The following is a 15,304-nucleotide window of genomic DNA, read 5'->3' on the forward strand; positions in this document are numbered from 1 at the left end:
TTTTCTGCATTTACGGTTCAACATTTTAGCGTCCAAGATAAACCTCAATAACTCTTGGATCATGACTAACATCTTCCAAATTACCTTCCGCCAGAACAGATCCTTCATGCAACACCGTTACTGTCACCCCTAATGCACGCACAAAATCCATGTCGTGTTCTACAACGACCACACTACGTGTTTGGTTGATCTCTCGGAGCAACTCTGCGGTTGCCATGGTTTCTGCATCTGTCATGCCCGCTACGGGTTCATCTACCAAAAGCAAGTCTGGCTCCTGCCCTAACAGCATGCCTATTTCCAGCCACTGCTTCTGCCCGTGGCTCATCCCACCAGCCTGCCGGGCAGCATGATCTTTCAAACGGGTCGTTTCCAGAATCTGGTCTATGCGCTCCTGTTCTTTACCTGAAAAACGCGCAAGCAAAACAGAAAACGGTGCACGAATACCACTTAAAGAAAGCAATAGGTTTTCTTGCACAGTTAACGCTTCGAACACTGTTGGTTTTTGAAATTTGCGGCCAATTCCTAAACGAGCGATTGCTGGTTCATCCAGTTTGGTCAAATCACCTCCACAAAACCGAACTGTGCCTGTATCTGGACGCGTCTTTCCCGTGATGATATCCATCATCGTCGTTTTGCCTGCACCATTTGGGCCAATAATTGCCCGCATTTCCCCTGGATGCAGCGTAAGGTTCAATCCATTAATAGCCCGGAAACCATCAAAAGCTACGCTAACATCACGCATTTCCAGCAAAGCTGTTTGACTCACGCCTCTTCTCCTTCCGGGTTAGAGACTTCAGGCGTAACTTCCTCCGGCTGCTTTTTGACAAGATGATGCCGCAACCCCATAAGGCCCTGAGGGAGAAAAAGGGTGGTAACAAGAAAGAGCAAACCAAGCCCATAAAGCCAAAACTCTGGCAACCATGCGGTAAAAAGTGTTTTACCGCAATTTACCAATACAGCCCCAAGCACAGACCCTGACAATGTACCACGCCCACCCACGGCAACCCAGATAACAGACTCAATAGAATTAGCAGGCGCAAACTCACCAGGGTTGATAATACCCACCTGTGTTACATAAAGAGCGCCGCCAATGCCCGCTACCATGGCCGAAAAAACCCATATCAGCAGCTTGGCCTGTTCTGGACGGTATCCTAAAAAACGCGTGCGGTTTTCTGCATCTCTTACAGCCACCAGCAGATAACCAAATCTGCCCGATACAAGCCACCGAGAGAGCAGCAAACACCCTGCCAACACAGCCCCAGTAACCACTAAAAGTACTGCGCGTGTAAGAGGTGAATGCAAATCCGCCCCTAAAATATCCTTAAAATCTGTTAGGCCATTATTGCCGCCAAAGCCTAAACCATTCTGAAAAAATGCCAACATCAAAGCATATGTTAGAGCCTGCGTGATAATGGAAAGATAAACACCCGAAACACGAGAGCGAAATGCTAACCAGCCAAATACACCAGCCAGAATACCCGGCACTATCAGTACCAGTAACATCACCCATGCAAAATGATCACTCCCCCACCAGTACCATGGAAGTGACTTCCACGATAAAAAGATCATAAAATCTGGCAAATTGGGATTACCATAAACGCCACGGGTGCCAATTTCCCGCATGAGGTACATGCCCATGGCATAACCACCCAATGCAAAAAATGCTGCATGCCCCAATGTAAGAATACCTGCAAAACCCCATACAAGATCAACAGATAAAGCAAGGATAGCATATGCCAAATACTTGCCTGCCAATGAAACAACAAAGGCTGAAACATGGAGTGGATTTGCTTCTGGAAGTAAACTTGCACCCGCCAACACAATCGTAACCGCAAATGTCACTGCAGCCATACGTATGGCGCCGGGGAAAGACTTTGTGGTTGAAGGTGACAGCGCGTTCATGACTCTACCCCCCGACCACGCACAGGGAACATACCTCTCGGATGCCGCTGAATATAGAGAATAACCAGAACAAGAATGGCAATTTTAGCTGATACAGCCCCAATAGTGGGTTCCAGTATTTTTCCACCCATACCAAGTGTCATGGCCGCAGCTAATGTGCCCCACAGATTACCAACACCACCAAATACCACCACCATAAAGCTATCAATAATGTAAGACTGGCCTAAGTTAGGGCTTACATTATCAATCTGGCTTACAGCCACCCCGGCCAACCCAGCAAGGCCAGCCCCCAGCCCAAAAGCCAACGCATCTACACGCGGTGTACGTATCCCCATCAACGCTGCCATACGGCGGTTTTGTGTAACGGCACGCATTTCCAAGCCAAGTGATGTTTTGCGCATAACCAGCATAAGCGCGCCCAGAACCAAAAAGGCAAAAACAAAAATTGCCAATCTGTTTAAAGTAATATCCACACTCCCAAGCATCCATGATCCAGAAAGCCACGCAGGTGTTATAACCGCGATATTGGTAGGCCCGAAAATAGACCGAATAGCCTGCTGAAGAATGAGAGAAAGCCCCCATGTTGCCAACAGAGTTTCCAGCGGTCTGCCATACAAAAAGCGGATCAAACCGCGTTCGATAAGAATACCCAGCAAACCACACACACAGAACGCAACAGGAATTGCCACTAAAAGGGAAACAGGCTCTAGCCACGGAACGGTTGCCCGAATACCCTGCTGCACCAGCCATGTTGTATAGGCGCCAATCATCATCAGCTCACCATGAGCCATGTTGATCACACCCATAACGCCAAATGTAATGGCAAGCCCAGTTGCAGCCAAAAGCAATACAGACCCATAGCTCAGCCCGTAAAAGGCATTTTGCAATACGCTCCATACACGCTGTTTCAAATCTATGCTGGAAACAGTTTTTGCCGCTGCCTTCCGCACTTCCACTGTTTCATGATCAGATGCAGCTACAACAGCAAGTAAGCCGCGTGCTTCCAGATCTCCTGCTGAACCAAGCGTTTTTACAGCAGCCAAACGTGTAGCCTCCTGCCCTGGTTGCACAGGTTGTGCCAACATTGTCGCCGCATTTGCCTGTTCAAGTTTCAACCGAACATGACTGTTCTTTTCACGCTCCAGAGCATGATAAATAACCGGCAACATGGCAGGATTATGCTGCGCATACATTTGAGTTGCGGCTTTTAAACGCACTGCATCTTCTGGAGAAAGCAATTCCAGTTCTGCAGTTGCGCTCGCCAAAACCTGGCGAACATGATTATTCATCCGCACAGGTTTAAGATCGGCTGGTATATTTTGTACAGACTGACCGGTTCGGGCATCAACATAGGTTGTGCCAGCCCGAATAAAAACCCCACCCGCAGGAGAATAAACTAGATGCCGTTTTTCCAAGGCATCTATAACCGCTCCAGCTTGCGGATTACCAGAAGCCACCATAGCCGAAACCGTATCAGCTATGGTATTAAACTGGCCACTTTCCAAACCTGAAAATTCGTCTGCTGCTGCCACTCGCATTCCTGAAAATGCAAGCAGTAAACAGACAGCACCAGCCCACAGAAACTGGCTGAACCTACGCATGCTTTTTACCAATACACGTTTTAGTGGCTGTATTATAATTCCCACACGAAATTGGCTTGCTCCAGTCTCCGATCAGATTTTTAGTTTCTGGCACCCACGGAGACCAAGCCTGCCCAGCTAGTGTGCTGGGTGTTTTCCAAACAACACTAAACTGACCATCTTCCTGAATTTCACCAATATATACAGGCTTTGTGAGATGATGATTAGGTAGCATTTGCGCTACACCACCCGTAAGATTAGGTTGGCGAATACCTATCATGGTATCTATAACTTTATCATGATCTGTAGTGCCTGCTTTGGTTACGGCCTGTACCCACATATTAAAGCCAATATAATGGGCTTCCATTGGGTCATTTGTTGTGCGTTTTGGATTTTTTGTAAATTCATGCCATTGCTTGATAAATAACTTATTTTCTGGCGTATCAATGCTTTCAAAATAGTTCCATGCGGCAAGTTGCCCAACCAATGAGGTTGTGTCCATACCTGCCAGCTCTTCCTCACCTACGCTAAATGCCATTACCGGAATATCTGTTGCAGACACACCTTGGTTACCCAGCTCCTTATAAAAAGGAACGTTGGCATCACCATTAATAGTGGACACAACAGCAGTTTTTTTGCCAGCCGCTCCAAACGCCTTAATTTGCGAAACAATGGTCTGCCAATCAGATTGCCCGAATGGTGTATAATTCACCATAATATCTTCGTCCTTAATGCCTTTGGACTTCAGGTAATTGGCAAGAATCTGGTTTGTGGTCCGAGGATAAACATAATCTGTGCCAACTAAAGCAAAACGTTTGGCGTTACCGCCCTCTTCGCTCAACAGATAATCTACCGCCGGAATAGCTTGCTGATTAGGCGCAGCACCTGTGTAGAAAATATTACGGCTACATTCCTGCCCTTCATACTGCACCGGATAGAACAGAATACCGTTGAGTTCTTCAAACACCGGCAACACAGATTTACGGGAAACACTGGTCCAGCACCCAAACACAGCATCTACTTTATCAACAGAAAGAAGCTGACGGGCCTTTTCAGCAAATAGCGGCCAGTTTGATGCCGGATCTACTATCACTGGCTCCAAAGGACGCCCCAGCAAACCACCTTTGCGGTTTTGCTCCGCAATCAGCATGAGCATGACATCTTTTAGTGTTGTTTCACTAATAGCCATTGTCCCTGAAAGGGAATGCAAAATACCCACTTTAATGGGTTGCCCGGTGGGAGCTGCTGCCAAGGCCTGGCCTGGCCGATATGCTGCGCCTATGGCTGCAACTGATGATGCCAGGGCTAGGCGCCCAAACGCACGACGGGAAAATTTTGGCAAGATGTCGGACATAAGAAAGCACTCCAGTTGCTGCTAAACCCTACGTCAGCGCATCATGGTGTATTTTCCTATACGCATGATTGCGTATAGCCCCATACGGCTCTATGTTACGATACTATAACAAGATATCCAGAAGATCAGGAATCCGCTTTTGCCTCATGATACCAGCCACCTGCGTATCGTGCGTACTCGCAGGGCATATAATCGCTGGGCAGCAGACCAGACTTTTGAAGATTATGCACTGCGCTTTACAGCCCGAAGCGCCCGAACTGCCACCCCCATGCGCGCAGCTTTTACTGCCTTGGGGTCTATCTCGTTTCTGGCACTAGAAGCTATCGGGGGTACACTTACACTTGCTTTTGGCTTCACCAACACAGCTATTGCCATTACATTTGTAACGGTTCTTATTTTTTGTATCACTCTACCGTTATGTGCAACGGCTGCAAAAGCTGGCCTAGATGTAGATCTTTTAACGCGCGGAACAGGCTTTGGTTATATTGGATCAACTGTTACATCGTTAATTTACGCCAGTTTTACATTTATCTTTTTCGGCTTAGAAGCTGCCATTCTGGCGGGCACCTTACACATTCTTCTCAATATTCCATTATGGCTTGCCTATCTTGCATGTGCGGTAGTTATCATCCCACTGGTTGCACGAGGTATAACATTTATTGCAAAATTTCAGATTATTACATTCCCTATATGGTTTTTTCTTAACCTTCTACCGTTATCCATACTTATTATACAACACCCACTTTGGTTAGCTGAGTGGACACATTTTTCTGGGCTGGTGCAACACACATCAGGAATTGATACTCTCGCTATTGGCAGTGCAGCTTCTGTTATGATCGTTCTGGTTTGCCAAAGTGCAGAACAGATTGATTTCTTGCGCTTTCTTCCTCCACTTACGGCACAGAACAAACGGCAATGGTGGAGTGCTCTGATTTTAGGTGGCCCAGCATGGATTGTTCTGGATGCAGCCAAGCTTCTTGCCGGATCATTTCTTGGATGGGTTGCTTTACGTGCAGGTTTTGCACCTTTGCAGGCCACACAACCTGGTTTGATGTATCATTTAGCATGGAGCAGTTTTACGCCCCCAGCGCTTGCTACAACCCTTACGATCGCTTTGGTGGCTGTGTCTCAAATCAAAATCAATATTACAAATGCGTATGCAGGATCTCTCGCTTGGTCGAACTTTTTCTCCCGACTTACACATTCTCATCCTGGGCGGGTCTTTTACGTTCTTTTTAATATTACCATTGCCCTGATTCTTATGGAAGCTGGATTGGTAAACACAATCCAAACAGGTATCATCTTTTATGCCGTTCTGGCATGCGCATGGATTGGTGTTATCCTTGGGGATGTGACCATTTGCAAACCTTTAAAGCTTTGCCCATCAGAAATAGAATTTAAGCGCTCATTGCTGCCGGATCTCAATATTGTTGGCATTGGCGCTTGGGCTTTAGGAGCAGGCATTGGCACCCTTGCCATGTCTGATTTACTAGGGGTGTATGCCGCTGCTTTTGCACCATTTCTAACACTCTTTGTTGCCTGTGGCACAACGCCTCTTCTGGCTTATCTTACCCATGGACGCACTTACACGGCACGCAAACAGCCCGCAGAATGGAATACCCAGCCGGTTATGCGCTGCGTGATCTGTGAGCATGAGTTTGAAGCCGAAGACATGACATCCTGCCCAGCATATGGGGGTACCATTTGTTCCCTATGTTGCTCGCTTGACGGGCGATGTCATGATCGTTGCAAACCTATTGCAACTCACCTTTCATACCAACTCACTGCCCCATTGCGTACCTTACCTTCTAAACTTAGGCGCATTCTTGTTTCTCCCGGTGGGCGATTTGTATGCCTTCTTATCTGTATTATTTTTGTGCTTGGGTTTCTTGCACACAAAACCGGGCTGCCGTTTGATGGCACATTGCTCACTGTGTTTCTGGCCTGCGTTATAGGCGCATGGCTTTTAGTTATGGCGCAGGAAGGCCGTAAAACGGCGACACGGGAAACACTGCATCAAACACGCCTATTGATGAACGAGATACGTGCACGTATGCGTATGGATCAGGCATTACAAAATGCACGTGAAAAAGCAGAAGCTGCCAGCTTGGCAAAAACGCGCTACATTAGCGGTATCAGCCACGAAATCCGCTCTCCTTTAAATGCAATCATGGGGTATATCCAGCTTTTACAGCATGATGCACGCATGCCTCCAGAACGGCAGAAAACACTCAGTATCATGCGGGAAAGCGGAGATCATATCACAAGCATTCTTTCCGGCCTGCTTGATATTTCGCGGATTGAAGCAGGACGCATTGAATTACATTCTGACACAATCCCACTTGCAGCTTTTTTAGAATCTGTCGCTCAGATGATGCGCCCACAAGCACAGGCAAAAGGGCTAAAATTCTACTGGAAGCCCCAGTTTTTACCATCTGTTGTAACATGCGATGAGCATCGCCTCAGGCAAGTTCTGCTCAACCTGCTTTCAAATGCAATTAAATATACACAACAGGGTTCTGTTACTTTTTCTGCCCGCTGGCATGCACAAATTGCTGAATTTACTGTAGAAGATACAGGTTCCGGAATTGCCATAGAAGATCAAGAACGTATTTTTGATCCTTTTGAACGGGCAACCGCAACAGCCAATATTCCCGGCACTGGGCTTGGGCTTACTATCACTAAACTTTTAACAGAAGTGATGGGGGGAGAATTGACCTTTACCAGCACAATGGGCAAAGGGTCTTGCTTTAAATTACGCCTTATGTTGCCAGATAAAGATATTCAACTTTCACCGATCCTGCCGGCTTTTCCCATCGGATATGAAGGGCCAAAACGTACAATCGGTATTGTCGATGATAGCTCCAGCCACCGCCAGATTATGCGGGAACTCCTTGAGCGCTGCGGCTTCAATGTACGAGATTTTGAAAATGGACGGGAATGTCTGGACTGTCTTGATCTTGCATGCCCAGATTTATTGTTACTTGACCTGACTATGCCTGAAATGGATGGGCGCGAACTTGCGTTGCGTATTCGACAAACTTCTGCAACCCATATTCCCATCATGTTTCTAACTGGCAACCTTGTAGAAAGTGCCAACCGGCATGTGACTTCCTTGGAGGATTGTCCTGTTATTGGAAAACCGGTTAATCTTTCAATCCTCATTCAGGAAGTCGGAAAGGTTCTTTCTTTATCATGGATCTTTCCAGATTCTGAGATAAGAACTCAAACAAAACAAACTGAATTTCAGAAACCTGCTGACCATTTACCAGAAAAAGAACGTCTTTATTTGCTAGCTGCTTTGAATAGAGGCAACCTAAAACAAGTGCGAGAAAGATTAGCCTCTCTGCAATCAGAAAAGCCTATGTTACGGGATATGATTGCCCCACTGGCAAAAATGGCTGCCACCTATCAACTGGAAGCACTTCGCATCCAACTGGAGCAGGACGAGGCATGAAAAGCTCATCCCCCCAACGTCGTACCATTCTAATCGTTGATGATGACCCATCTGTTCTGGGCATGATGGATGAAACACTCTCTGATAATGGGTATTCTGTACTTTTGGCACAGTCTGGAACTTCCGCCCTAGAAGTTGTGGCACACACAGTGCCCGATCTTATCCTTGTGGATGCTCTTATGCCCGGCATGACAGGGTGGGAAGTATGCGAAACACTGCATCAGGACTATCACCTTTCATCTATCCCACTAATATTCATGACGGGTTTAACAGAAACAGAACACGTGCTTCGGGCTTTTGAAGCTGGAGCGGTTGATTACGTTACAAAACCTTTAAGACTAGAAGAAACTCTCGCGCGTATCAGCGTGCATATAGAAGCGGCAGCTCGTATTCGAACCGCTCAAACTGCACTGGATAGTGCTGGTCGCTTTCTGTTCGCAGCAACTTCAGCAGGCGCTCTATTATGGCGCACACCCCAAGCGGCAGATCTTTTAGATAAAGATGAACTCGATTTACCTGCCATCTTAAGGCGCTTTTCCACGCTTCCACCACCTGGGCAAGTGATTGACCAGAAGCAGGTAGGTGAAAATGAAGTTCTTATCACCTTTGTGGGTGTTTCATCTACAGATGAACTTTTGTTCCGAATTTCTTCTCATACGCTCTTGCCGGAAAAGACCTTGCAGGAAGCACTGAATATAAGCGCCCGGGAAGCAGAAGTACTGCTATGGATTTCTCGTGGCAAAACAAGCCGTGATATTGCAGATATTTTGCTGGTAAGCCCCAGAACCATAGATAAACATATTGAACAGATTTATAATAAAACAGGTTTGAGCACACGTTCTGCTGCGGCCGCAACTGCATCCAGGATCCTGCAGCAACAATAAGCAGGACCCTTAGATTTTTTAATGTAGAAGCCTATCGTGCCTGTTCATCCAACAAGCGTTCATCATCTGCATCTGGCAGCGTCATCGCCGGGCACACTTTGTGTTCCTGTGCCTTTCTGATATCTGCAAGCTGTGATTCCAGCTTATTTATACGTTCATCAGAAATATCTTCCCTTAAAGGCTTACCTTCTGGCGTAAGTGTCATGCCGTTCATCACACCAATACCCGGAATAGGATCTAGTTTTACGTAAAATCCGCTATTATCCGTATCATTACCTTTCTTTTCGGCAGCAACCTTTTTCTTCTTTAGAGCAGATACCTGGTCTGAAACCCTAACCTCTTCCGCAAAAATATGTCGGCAATCAAGGTTTCGAATATCTGACTCTGCATATGCTGCCCCGGCAAAAAGACCACAGAACACTACGAATGCTCCCTTCAGCCCACGGCACATCATGATCTGCATTTTGTTATCTCCCGGCATCCCTTAAACACCCAATTTTTCAGAAAATGATAAGTTCTAAAAATATGATTTTAGTATTGAAGCTGCATACCTAACAGAAAGGCATTTGAGGCTTTTGTTTTGGCTTCGTGATACCTAACATAATCCAACGTAAACCGTAGATTATGACCATCTAATACATAGTTTGCACCGGCATCAAACTGTGTCGTTTTAGGATGCCCTGATCCATACAAATCTTTTTTGAAGCGGAATTCCTGATACCTTACGAGCGGCTGCAAACGCCCCCAGCCCAATGTGTACGGAATAAGGTAAGCTGTACTGGCAAGAAAAGCCGTGCCATCACTAATTCCACCAACATTCCCGTACTCTGCCGCTCTTTGGCGATAACCAGAAGCAATATCCTGCACACCATCAGTATAATACTGATAATAAGCACCTTCTAGCGTATACACACCATGCTTTGCATTTTTCCCGATCTTTTTTTCAAAAAGACCGTCAATATTCCATGCCTTGTAATCACCTTTATCCTGCGCTGTGCCAACGCCATCAGTTTCGTACTGACCCGCCAAACCAATAGCGAGAATATCAGCTTTGCCATAATAAGTGCTGGCGGTATAATAGGCTGGTGATGGTTCTGGATCTAGAAAGTTATATTCCAACCGTGCAGCAAACAAAGGATGCTCACCATAATTTGAGCCTCCTTGTACCCAGTTATGGCCTCGGTACACACCTGCCATATACCGGAAATGGTCTTTCACCAGCTTGCCCCACACTGTAATACCATCATCACGACCAGACCATGCCCCTGGATATTGTGAAACAAAGGGAAAAGCATAAGTGCTCAGGAAATATGGGCCATCCAGGTTGGATCGATCACTTGGGGTCAACATCCGCCCCATCCAAACATTAAAGAACTTCCATGGTTCAACCTGAAGAATACCGTCCAAAACATTCCAGTTGCCATCACGCAAACGCTCAAGATTAAGCGTGCTTTTCACATATTTATGAAACTGCGCACCCATATAAATACGTAAGTCATTAGCACTGGCGGCTCCAGAATGTGCTGGGGTAGCGTTGGGATCATTAGATAGGTACTGTCCACGCACACCAACACCTAAGGTAAAAAACTGATCCTTACCAAAGTTAAAGGTTGCCGCCGCATGGGATGACTGCGGCAATGCTGCGCTGACCACGGCACAAAGAGACAGAATTGTTGTCCCACACTGAAACAATTTTGTTTTACGACTTAATGAAAACCGCGATAGCAACGCGACCATGACCTTCTCCCCTGTAGCCATAATTGCCAAATGGCCATGTCGTTACATTACGATAACGAATCTTTTTGGGGGTATGGGTGAAATTACCTAGATCGAATTAGAAAGAGAAAATCCAAATATGAACCTACGAAATGATATATATATTGGTTACATGAGATACATTTTTATTTAATATTTTATGTAATGAAATTACAATACCTATGAGCTATAATGTAAAATTTATATAAAATGATAACTCATAGGTATTTTAAATAAGAATGTTATTTTCTTTTCTAGAGTGCTCCACGTTCAATAATAAATTGAGCAATATCTTCCACACCTTCGCCTGCTCGAATATTTGTAAAAACAAAGGGCCGTTGACCACGCATCTTGCGGCTATCCCGATCCATAATGCCTAAATCCGCTCCTACATATGGTGCAAGATCAATTTTATTAATGACCAATAGGTCGCTACGCGTAATACCTGGCCCACCTTTGCGAGGAATTTTATCTCCAGCAGAAACATCAATGACATAAATAGTTAAGTCAGCCAATTCTGGGCTAAAAGTTGCCGCCAGATTGTCTCCACCACTTTCCACCAAAATGAGATCAAGCTTTTCAAAGCGTTCTGATAATTCAGCAATACCAGCAAGATTAATACTTGCATCTTCTCGTATTGCTGTGTGCGGGCACCCTCCTGTTTCTATCCCCATAATACGTTCTGATGGCAAAGAACCTGCTCTAGTCAGAAACTCAGCATCTTCACGCGTGTAAATATCGTTTGTTATGGCCGCAATATTATATACATCCCTAAACCGGCGGCATAATGCATCCATTAATGCTGTTTTACCCGTTCCTACTGGGCCACCAATACCGACACGTAGCGGGCCATATTTTATGTCTGTCATGTTCTAAATAGCCTTGTAACCTGAGTTTCATGGTGCATGGCAGCAATATCTGCACAAAAGCATGCTCCACCAATATCTTCGAGTGTGAGGTTCTGGCTTTTCTGAGTAGCTTTCTGCAACGTTGTTTCCAAACCAGCCAATGCCCGCAGTCCATCTGTTTGCCCTAAAGGCACCAAACGCACTGCGGCAGAAACTAACGCAGCAATAGCAGCATACCCACCCGCCAAAGCTGCTTGCTGGCGTGATACGTTACCATATCGAAACACGACACCTTGCGCGACTGGCAAAGGCCAACGGATATGAGACGGAATAATATCCTGTGGAACAACATTCCAGACTGCAGCGGCTTTCTGAAACGCCTCTCCTTGATACACAGTTTCTTCATAACGCTCACGCGATGAAGCACAGGCACAGGCAAACTCAGCAACCTCATATAACTGTGCCTGATTATATGCGGCATCCCAAGCGGCCTGCAAAATTATCTGATCATTCTGCAAACTTCCGTAATAAAGAAGAGCTTCTATCCATTGGCATAATGATGCGACATTATGCACATCACCATTCTCAACAGCCCATTCCAAGCCATGACTATAAGCATAGCCTCCTGTTGGAAATGCTGGAGAGACCCACGAAAGAAGACGCAAAAAATCCTTACCTTCCATGCCTTCTTCATTAATCATGAGAGTGGTGGGTTTGTCCGTTTTCATGCTGATGTGCACCTATACGCCCTGCATACGCACCACTTTCGGGATCAAATGCAGCCATGACCATATGCACATGGCCACCAAGGCCGCGAATCATATCTGCAATGACATGATCTTGCCTTATAAGAACACGGTGTTCCTCAATAGAGGCGGGAAGATGCCGGTTTCCTATATGCCATGCCAAACGTAACAAATGTAAGCCATTTGTTGCCGTGACTTCCATAAGTTCTTCCGGAAGCGATTTTACCAGAATAATGCGTCCATCCTGTAGTTTCAGACCATCACCAGCCCGCAACAAACGTGCATGTTCCAGATCAAGAAGGATTTTTTCACCAGATTGCAAGCAAATAACCATACGGCGGCGATGGCGGCCCTCATAGTCGGCTGCAAAAATTTCGGTTTCTGCTGTTTCTGGCCAACTTCCTGCTGGAAGAATTTCAATTATGCGTTGCATCAGAACAGAAAATACCTTTGCGCCATAGGAAGAACTTCTGCGGGTTCGCATGTCAGCAACACACCATCGGCGCGCACTTCATATGTTTCGGGGTCTACTTCGATATGTGGCATGGCATCATTATGAATCATGCTGCGTTTACCGATACTTTCTCGTGTATTGGACACTGCGGAAAGTTTACGTTGTAGCTTAAGTTTATGTCCTAAATCATCTTCCAGTGCGGCTTGAGAAACAAATGTAAGACTTGTATGTGTCAGCGCACCACCGTATCCGCCAAACATCATACGGCCATGAACGGGTTGCGGCGTGGGGATAGAAGCGTTGGGGTCGCCCATCATTGCATAAACAATCGCACCACCTTTAATCACCATTTCTGGCTTTACACCAAAAAAAGCAGGTTCCCACAAAACAAGATCTGCCAATTTTCCAACAGCGATAGATCCCACCTCATGCGCCAAACCATGCGCAATGGCCGGGTTTATGGTGTATTTAGCAATATAACGTTTAACCCGGTTGTTATCTGCCAAACTATCTCCGGGCAGCGCACCACGCTGTAGCTTCATTTTATGCGCTGTTTGCCATGTTCTTAACGGCACTTCCCCCACACGCCCCATGGCCTGACTGTCGGACGACATCATGGAAAGCACGCCCATATCCTGAAAGATATCTTCAGCTGCAATGGTCTCACGCCGAATGCGACTTTCCGCAAAAGCAATGTCTTCTGGAATGTGCGGATCAAGATGATGGCATACCATCAGCATATCCAAATGCTCATCCAGCGTGTTGATTGTGTATGGGCGCGTTGGATTGGTAGAAGATGGTAAAACATTCGGCAAACCAGCTACACGTATAATATCTGGTGCATGCCCCCCACCCGCACCTTCTGTATGAAAAGCATGAATGGTGCGCCCTTTAAATGCAGCAATTGTATCTTCCACAAACCCGCTTTCATTCAGCGTGTCTGTATGGATCATCACCTGAACGTCCATGCGGTCAGCCACGCTCAAGCAACAATCAATAGCCGCTGGCGTTGATCCCCAATCCTCGTGCAATTTCAGACAACACGCCCCTGCCCTTACCATTTCCTCCAAGGCTTCTGGGCATGATGCATTGCCCTTACCTGCAAAAGCCAGATTAACCGGAAACGCATCTGCGGCCTGCAGCATACGCGCCAGATGCCAAGGCCCCGGTGTGCATGTTGTAGCCGCTGTACCTGTGGCTGGCCCGGTGCCTCCTCCCAGCATAGTCGTTATGCCAGAAGATAAAGCCTCTTCTATTTGTTGTGGGCAAATATAGTGAATATGACTATCAATTCCACCAGCAGTCAGTATTTTACCCTCTGCTGCAATTATTTCTGTGCCCGGACCAATAATAATATCTACGCCCGGCTGAATATCCGGATTTCCTGCCTTACCAATTGCTGCAATACGTCCATCTCGCAAGGCAACATCTGCCTTAACAATACCCCAATGATCAACAATTAGCGCGTTTGTGATAACCGTATCTACGGCACCTTGTGCGCGAGACAATTGTGATTGCCCCATGCCGTCACGAATAGTTTTTCCACCACCAAACCGCACTTCTTCCCCATAAATTGTAAAATCTTTTTCCACTTCCACAAGCAAAGCTGTATCTGCCAGCCGAACACGATCCCCTGTAGTGGGGCCAAACTGGCCTGCATATTCGTAACGGGAAAGATGCGTCATTTATCTATACCTCCCATCACTTCCCCTCGAAAGCCAAATACTTGGCGCAAGCCGCGTAATGGAACCAGTGTTACTTCTCGTATCTGTCCCGGCTCAAAGCGAATGGCACCGCCCGAAGGCACGTTTAGCCGCCAACCTTTGGCTTGTTCGCGCTCAAACAGCAGAGCAGGATTTACTTCATAAAAATGATAATGGCTTCCCACCTGTATGGGACGATCTCCTGTATTGGAAACCATCAACTTGCGTTGGGGCTGCCCCTCATTCAGAACAATATCACCTTCTGCAACTAGAATTTCCCCTGGCAAGGCATCTGCAGGCAAAGCATCAACGTATCGGGGCATGAACCGTCACCAATTTTGTTCCGTCAGGAAAGGTTGCTTCCACTTGCACGTCATGAATCATTTCTGGCACGCCAGCCATAACCTGATCACGCGTTAACACACGGCCACCACTTGCCATAAGCGCTGAAACACTCTGACCATCCCGCGCACCTTCCACTACATGATCTGTTATAAGAGCGACAGCTTCAGGGTAATTTAAACGCACCCCACGCTCCAATCTGCGCCGCGCCACCATTGCTGCCATGGCAATAAGCAATTTATCTTTTTCTCGGGGTGTCAGTTTCATAGTTTACGTTTT

At 46.4% G+C, this 15,304-nt stretch carries 14 protein-coding genes; 2 read left to right on the forward strand and 12 right to left on the reverse strand.

The annotated features are described in order from the left end of the window. Window positions 1-25 precede the first annotated feature (25 nt). The 4 genes from urtD to urtA are packed head-to-tail and all read right to left on the reverse strand — an operon-like array spanning window position 26 to window position 4,836. Entirely contained in the window at window positions 26-766 is a 741-nt protein-coding gene (urtD, locus tag DS739_RS11435) for an urea ABC transporter ATP-binding protein UrtD (protein WP_006115807.1), read from the reverse strand. After that, window positions 763-1,902, reverse strand: coding sequence for an urea ABC transporter permease subunit UrtC (gene urtC, locus DS739_RS11440; RefSeq protein WP_006115806.1), 1,140 nt, complete (start codon window positions 1,900-1,902; stop codon window positions 763-765). The genes urtD and urtC overlap by 4 nt, the downstream gene beginning before the upstream one ends. Then, on the reverse strand, window positions 1,899-3,503 hold the full coding sequence (gene urtB / locus DS739_RS11445; RefSeq protein ID WP_035352911.1) for an urea ABC transporter permease subunit UrtB: 1,605 nt from the start codon (window positions 3,501-3,503) through the stop codon (window positions 1,899-1,901). Before urtB ends, urtC begins: the two co-directional genes overlap by 4 nt. Beyond that, a complete protein-coding gene (gene urtA / locus DS739_RS11450; RefSeq protein ID WP_006115803.1) occupies window positions 3,496-4,836 on the reverse strand; it encodes an urea ABC transporter substrate-binding protein in 1,341 nt (446 codons plus the stop codon). Before urtA ends, urtB begins: the two co-directional genes overlap by 8 nt. A 139-nt stretch (window positions 4,837-4,975) precedes the next feature. Here urtA and DS739_RS11455 point away from each other — a divergent pair, with 139 nt between their 5' ends. Together DS739_RS11455 and DS739_RS11460 are read left to right on the forward strand one after the other, a co-directional pair. Next, entirely contained in the window at window positions 4,976-8,293 is a 3,318-nt protein-coding gene (locus DS739_RS11455; protein ID WP_006115801.1) for an ATP-binding protein, read from the forward strand. Continuing rightward, window positions 8,290-9,177, forward strand: coding sequence for a DNA-binding response regulator (locus tag DS739_RS11460; RefSeq protein ID WP_006115800.1), 888 nt, complete (start codon window positions 8,290-8,292; stop codon window positions 9,175-9,177). Before DS739_RS11455 ends, DS739_RS11460 begins: the two co-directional genes overlap by 4 nt. A gap of 31 nt (window positions 9,178-9,208) precedes the next feature. Here the strand turns inward: DS739_RS11460 and DS739_RS11465 are convergent, their stop codons facing one another. From DS739_RS11465 to DS739_RS11500, 8 genes are all read right to left on the reverse strand, one after another. Beyond that, window positions 9,209-9,658: a hypothetical protein gene (locus DS739_RS11465; RefSeq protein ID WP_006115799.1), complete on the reverse strand. Its 450-nt coding sequence runs from the start codon at window positions 9,656-9,658 to the stop codon at window positions 9,209-9,211. Between the two features lie 50 nt (window positions 9,659-9,708). Next, the gene (locus DS739_RS11470) at window positions 9,709-10,659 is read right to left on the reverse strand and encodes a porin (protein ID WP_170315294.1); all 951 of its coding nucleotides are present in this window, start codon (window positions 10,657-10,659) and stop codon (window positions 9,709-9,711) included. A 527-nt stretch (window positions 10,660-11,186) separates the two neighbouring features. Then, a complete protein-coding gene (gene ureG / locus DS739_RS11475; RefSeq protein WP_006115797.1) occupies window positions 11,187-11,801 on the reverse strand; it encodes an urease accessory protein UreG in 615 nt (204 codons plus the stop codon). Continuing rightward, entirely contained in the window at window positions 11,798-12,463 is a 666-nt protein-coding gene (locus DS739_RS11480; RefSeq protein ID WP_035352936.1) for an urease accessory protein UreF, read from the reverse strand. Before DS739_RS11480 ends, ureG begins: the two co-directional genes overlap by 4 nt. Before the next feature lie 10 nt (window positions 12,464-12,473). Further along, on the reverse strand, window positions 12,474-12,959 hold the full coding sequence (locus tag DS739_RS11485; RefSeq protein ID WP_035352905.1) for an urease accessory protein UreE: 486 nt from the start codon (window positions 12,957-12,959) through the stop codon (window positions 12,474-12,476). Next, a complete protein-coding gene (gene ureC / locus DS739_RS11490) occupies window positions 12,959-14,665 on the reverse strand; it encodes an urease subunit alpha (RefSeq protein WP_006115794.1) in 1,707 nt (568 codons plus the stop codon). Before ureC ends, DS739_RS11485 begins: the two co-directional genes overlap by 1 nt. Further along, window positions 14,662-15,006: an urease subunit beta gene (locus DS739_RS11495; RefSeq protein ID WP_006115793.1), complete on the reverse strand. Its 345-nt coding sequence runs from the start codon at window positions 15,004-15,006 to the stop codon at window positions 14,662-14,664. The genes ureC and DS739_RS11495 overlap by 4 nt, the downstream gene beginning before the upstream one ends. Beyond that, the gene (locus tag DS739_RS11500) at window positions 14,990-15,292 is read right to left on the reverse strand and encodes an urease subunit gamma (RefSeq protein ID WP_006115792.1); all 303 of its coding nucleotides are present in this window, start codon (window positions 15,290-15,292) and stop codon (window positions 14,990-14,992) included. Before DS739_RS11500 ends, DS739_RS11495 begins: the two co-directional genes overlap by 17 nt. Window positions 15,293-15,304: the final 12 nt, after the last annotated feature.

The organism is Acetobacter sp. JWB (genome assembly GCF_003323795.1).
GTDB lineage: Bacteria > Pseudomonadota > Alphaproteobacteria > Acetobacterales > Acetobacteraceae > Acetobacter > Acetobacter oryzifermentans.

Coding starts and splice junctions, on each gene's coding strand:
- urtC (WP_006115806.1), bottom strand. CDS start 1,902: ATGAACGCGCTGTCACCTTCAACCACAAAGTCTTTCCCCGGCGCCATA.
- urtB (WP_035352911.1), bottom strand. CDS start 3,503: ATGCGTAGGTTCAGCCAGTTTCTGTGGGCTGGTGCTGTCTGTTTACTG.
- urtA (WP_006115803.1), bottom strand. CDS start 4,836: ATGTCCGACATCTTGCCAAAATTTTCCCGTCGTGCGTTTGGGCGCCTA.
- DS739_RS11460 (WP_006115800.1), top strand. CDS start 8,290: ATGAAAAGCTCATCCCCCCAACGTCGTACCATTCTAATCGTTGATGAT.
- DS739_RS11465 (WP_006115799.1), bottom strand. CDS start 9,658: ATGCCGGGAGATAACAAAATGCAGATCATGATGTGCCGTGGGCTGAAG.
- DS739_RS11470 (WP_170315294.1), bottom strand. CDS start 10,659: ATGGGTGCGCAGTTTCATAAATATGTGAAAAGCACGCTTAATCTTGAG.
- ureG (WP_006115797.1), bottom strand. CDS start 11,801: ATGACAGACATAAAATATGGCCCGCTACGTGTCGGTATTGGTGGCCCA.
- DS739_RS11480 (WP_035352936.1), bottom strand. CDS start 12,463: ATGGAAGGTAAGGATTTTTTGCGTCTTCTTTCGTGGGTCTCTCCAGCA.
- DS739_RS11485 (WP_035352905.1), bottom strand. CDS start 12,959: ATGCAACGCATAATTGAAATTCTTCCAGCAGGAAGTTGGCCAGAAACA.
- ureC (WP_006115794.1), bottom strand. CDS start 14,665: ATGACGCATCTTTCCCGTTACGAATATGCAGGCCAGTTTGGCCCCACT.
- DS739_RS11495 (WP_006115793.1), bottom strand. CDS start 15,006: ATGCCCCGATACGTTGATGCTTTGCCTGCAGATGCCTTGCCAGGGGAA.
- DS739_RS11500 (WP_006115792.1), bottom strand. CDS start 15,292: ATGAAACTGACACCCCGAGAAAAAGATAAATTGCTTATTGCCATGGCA.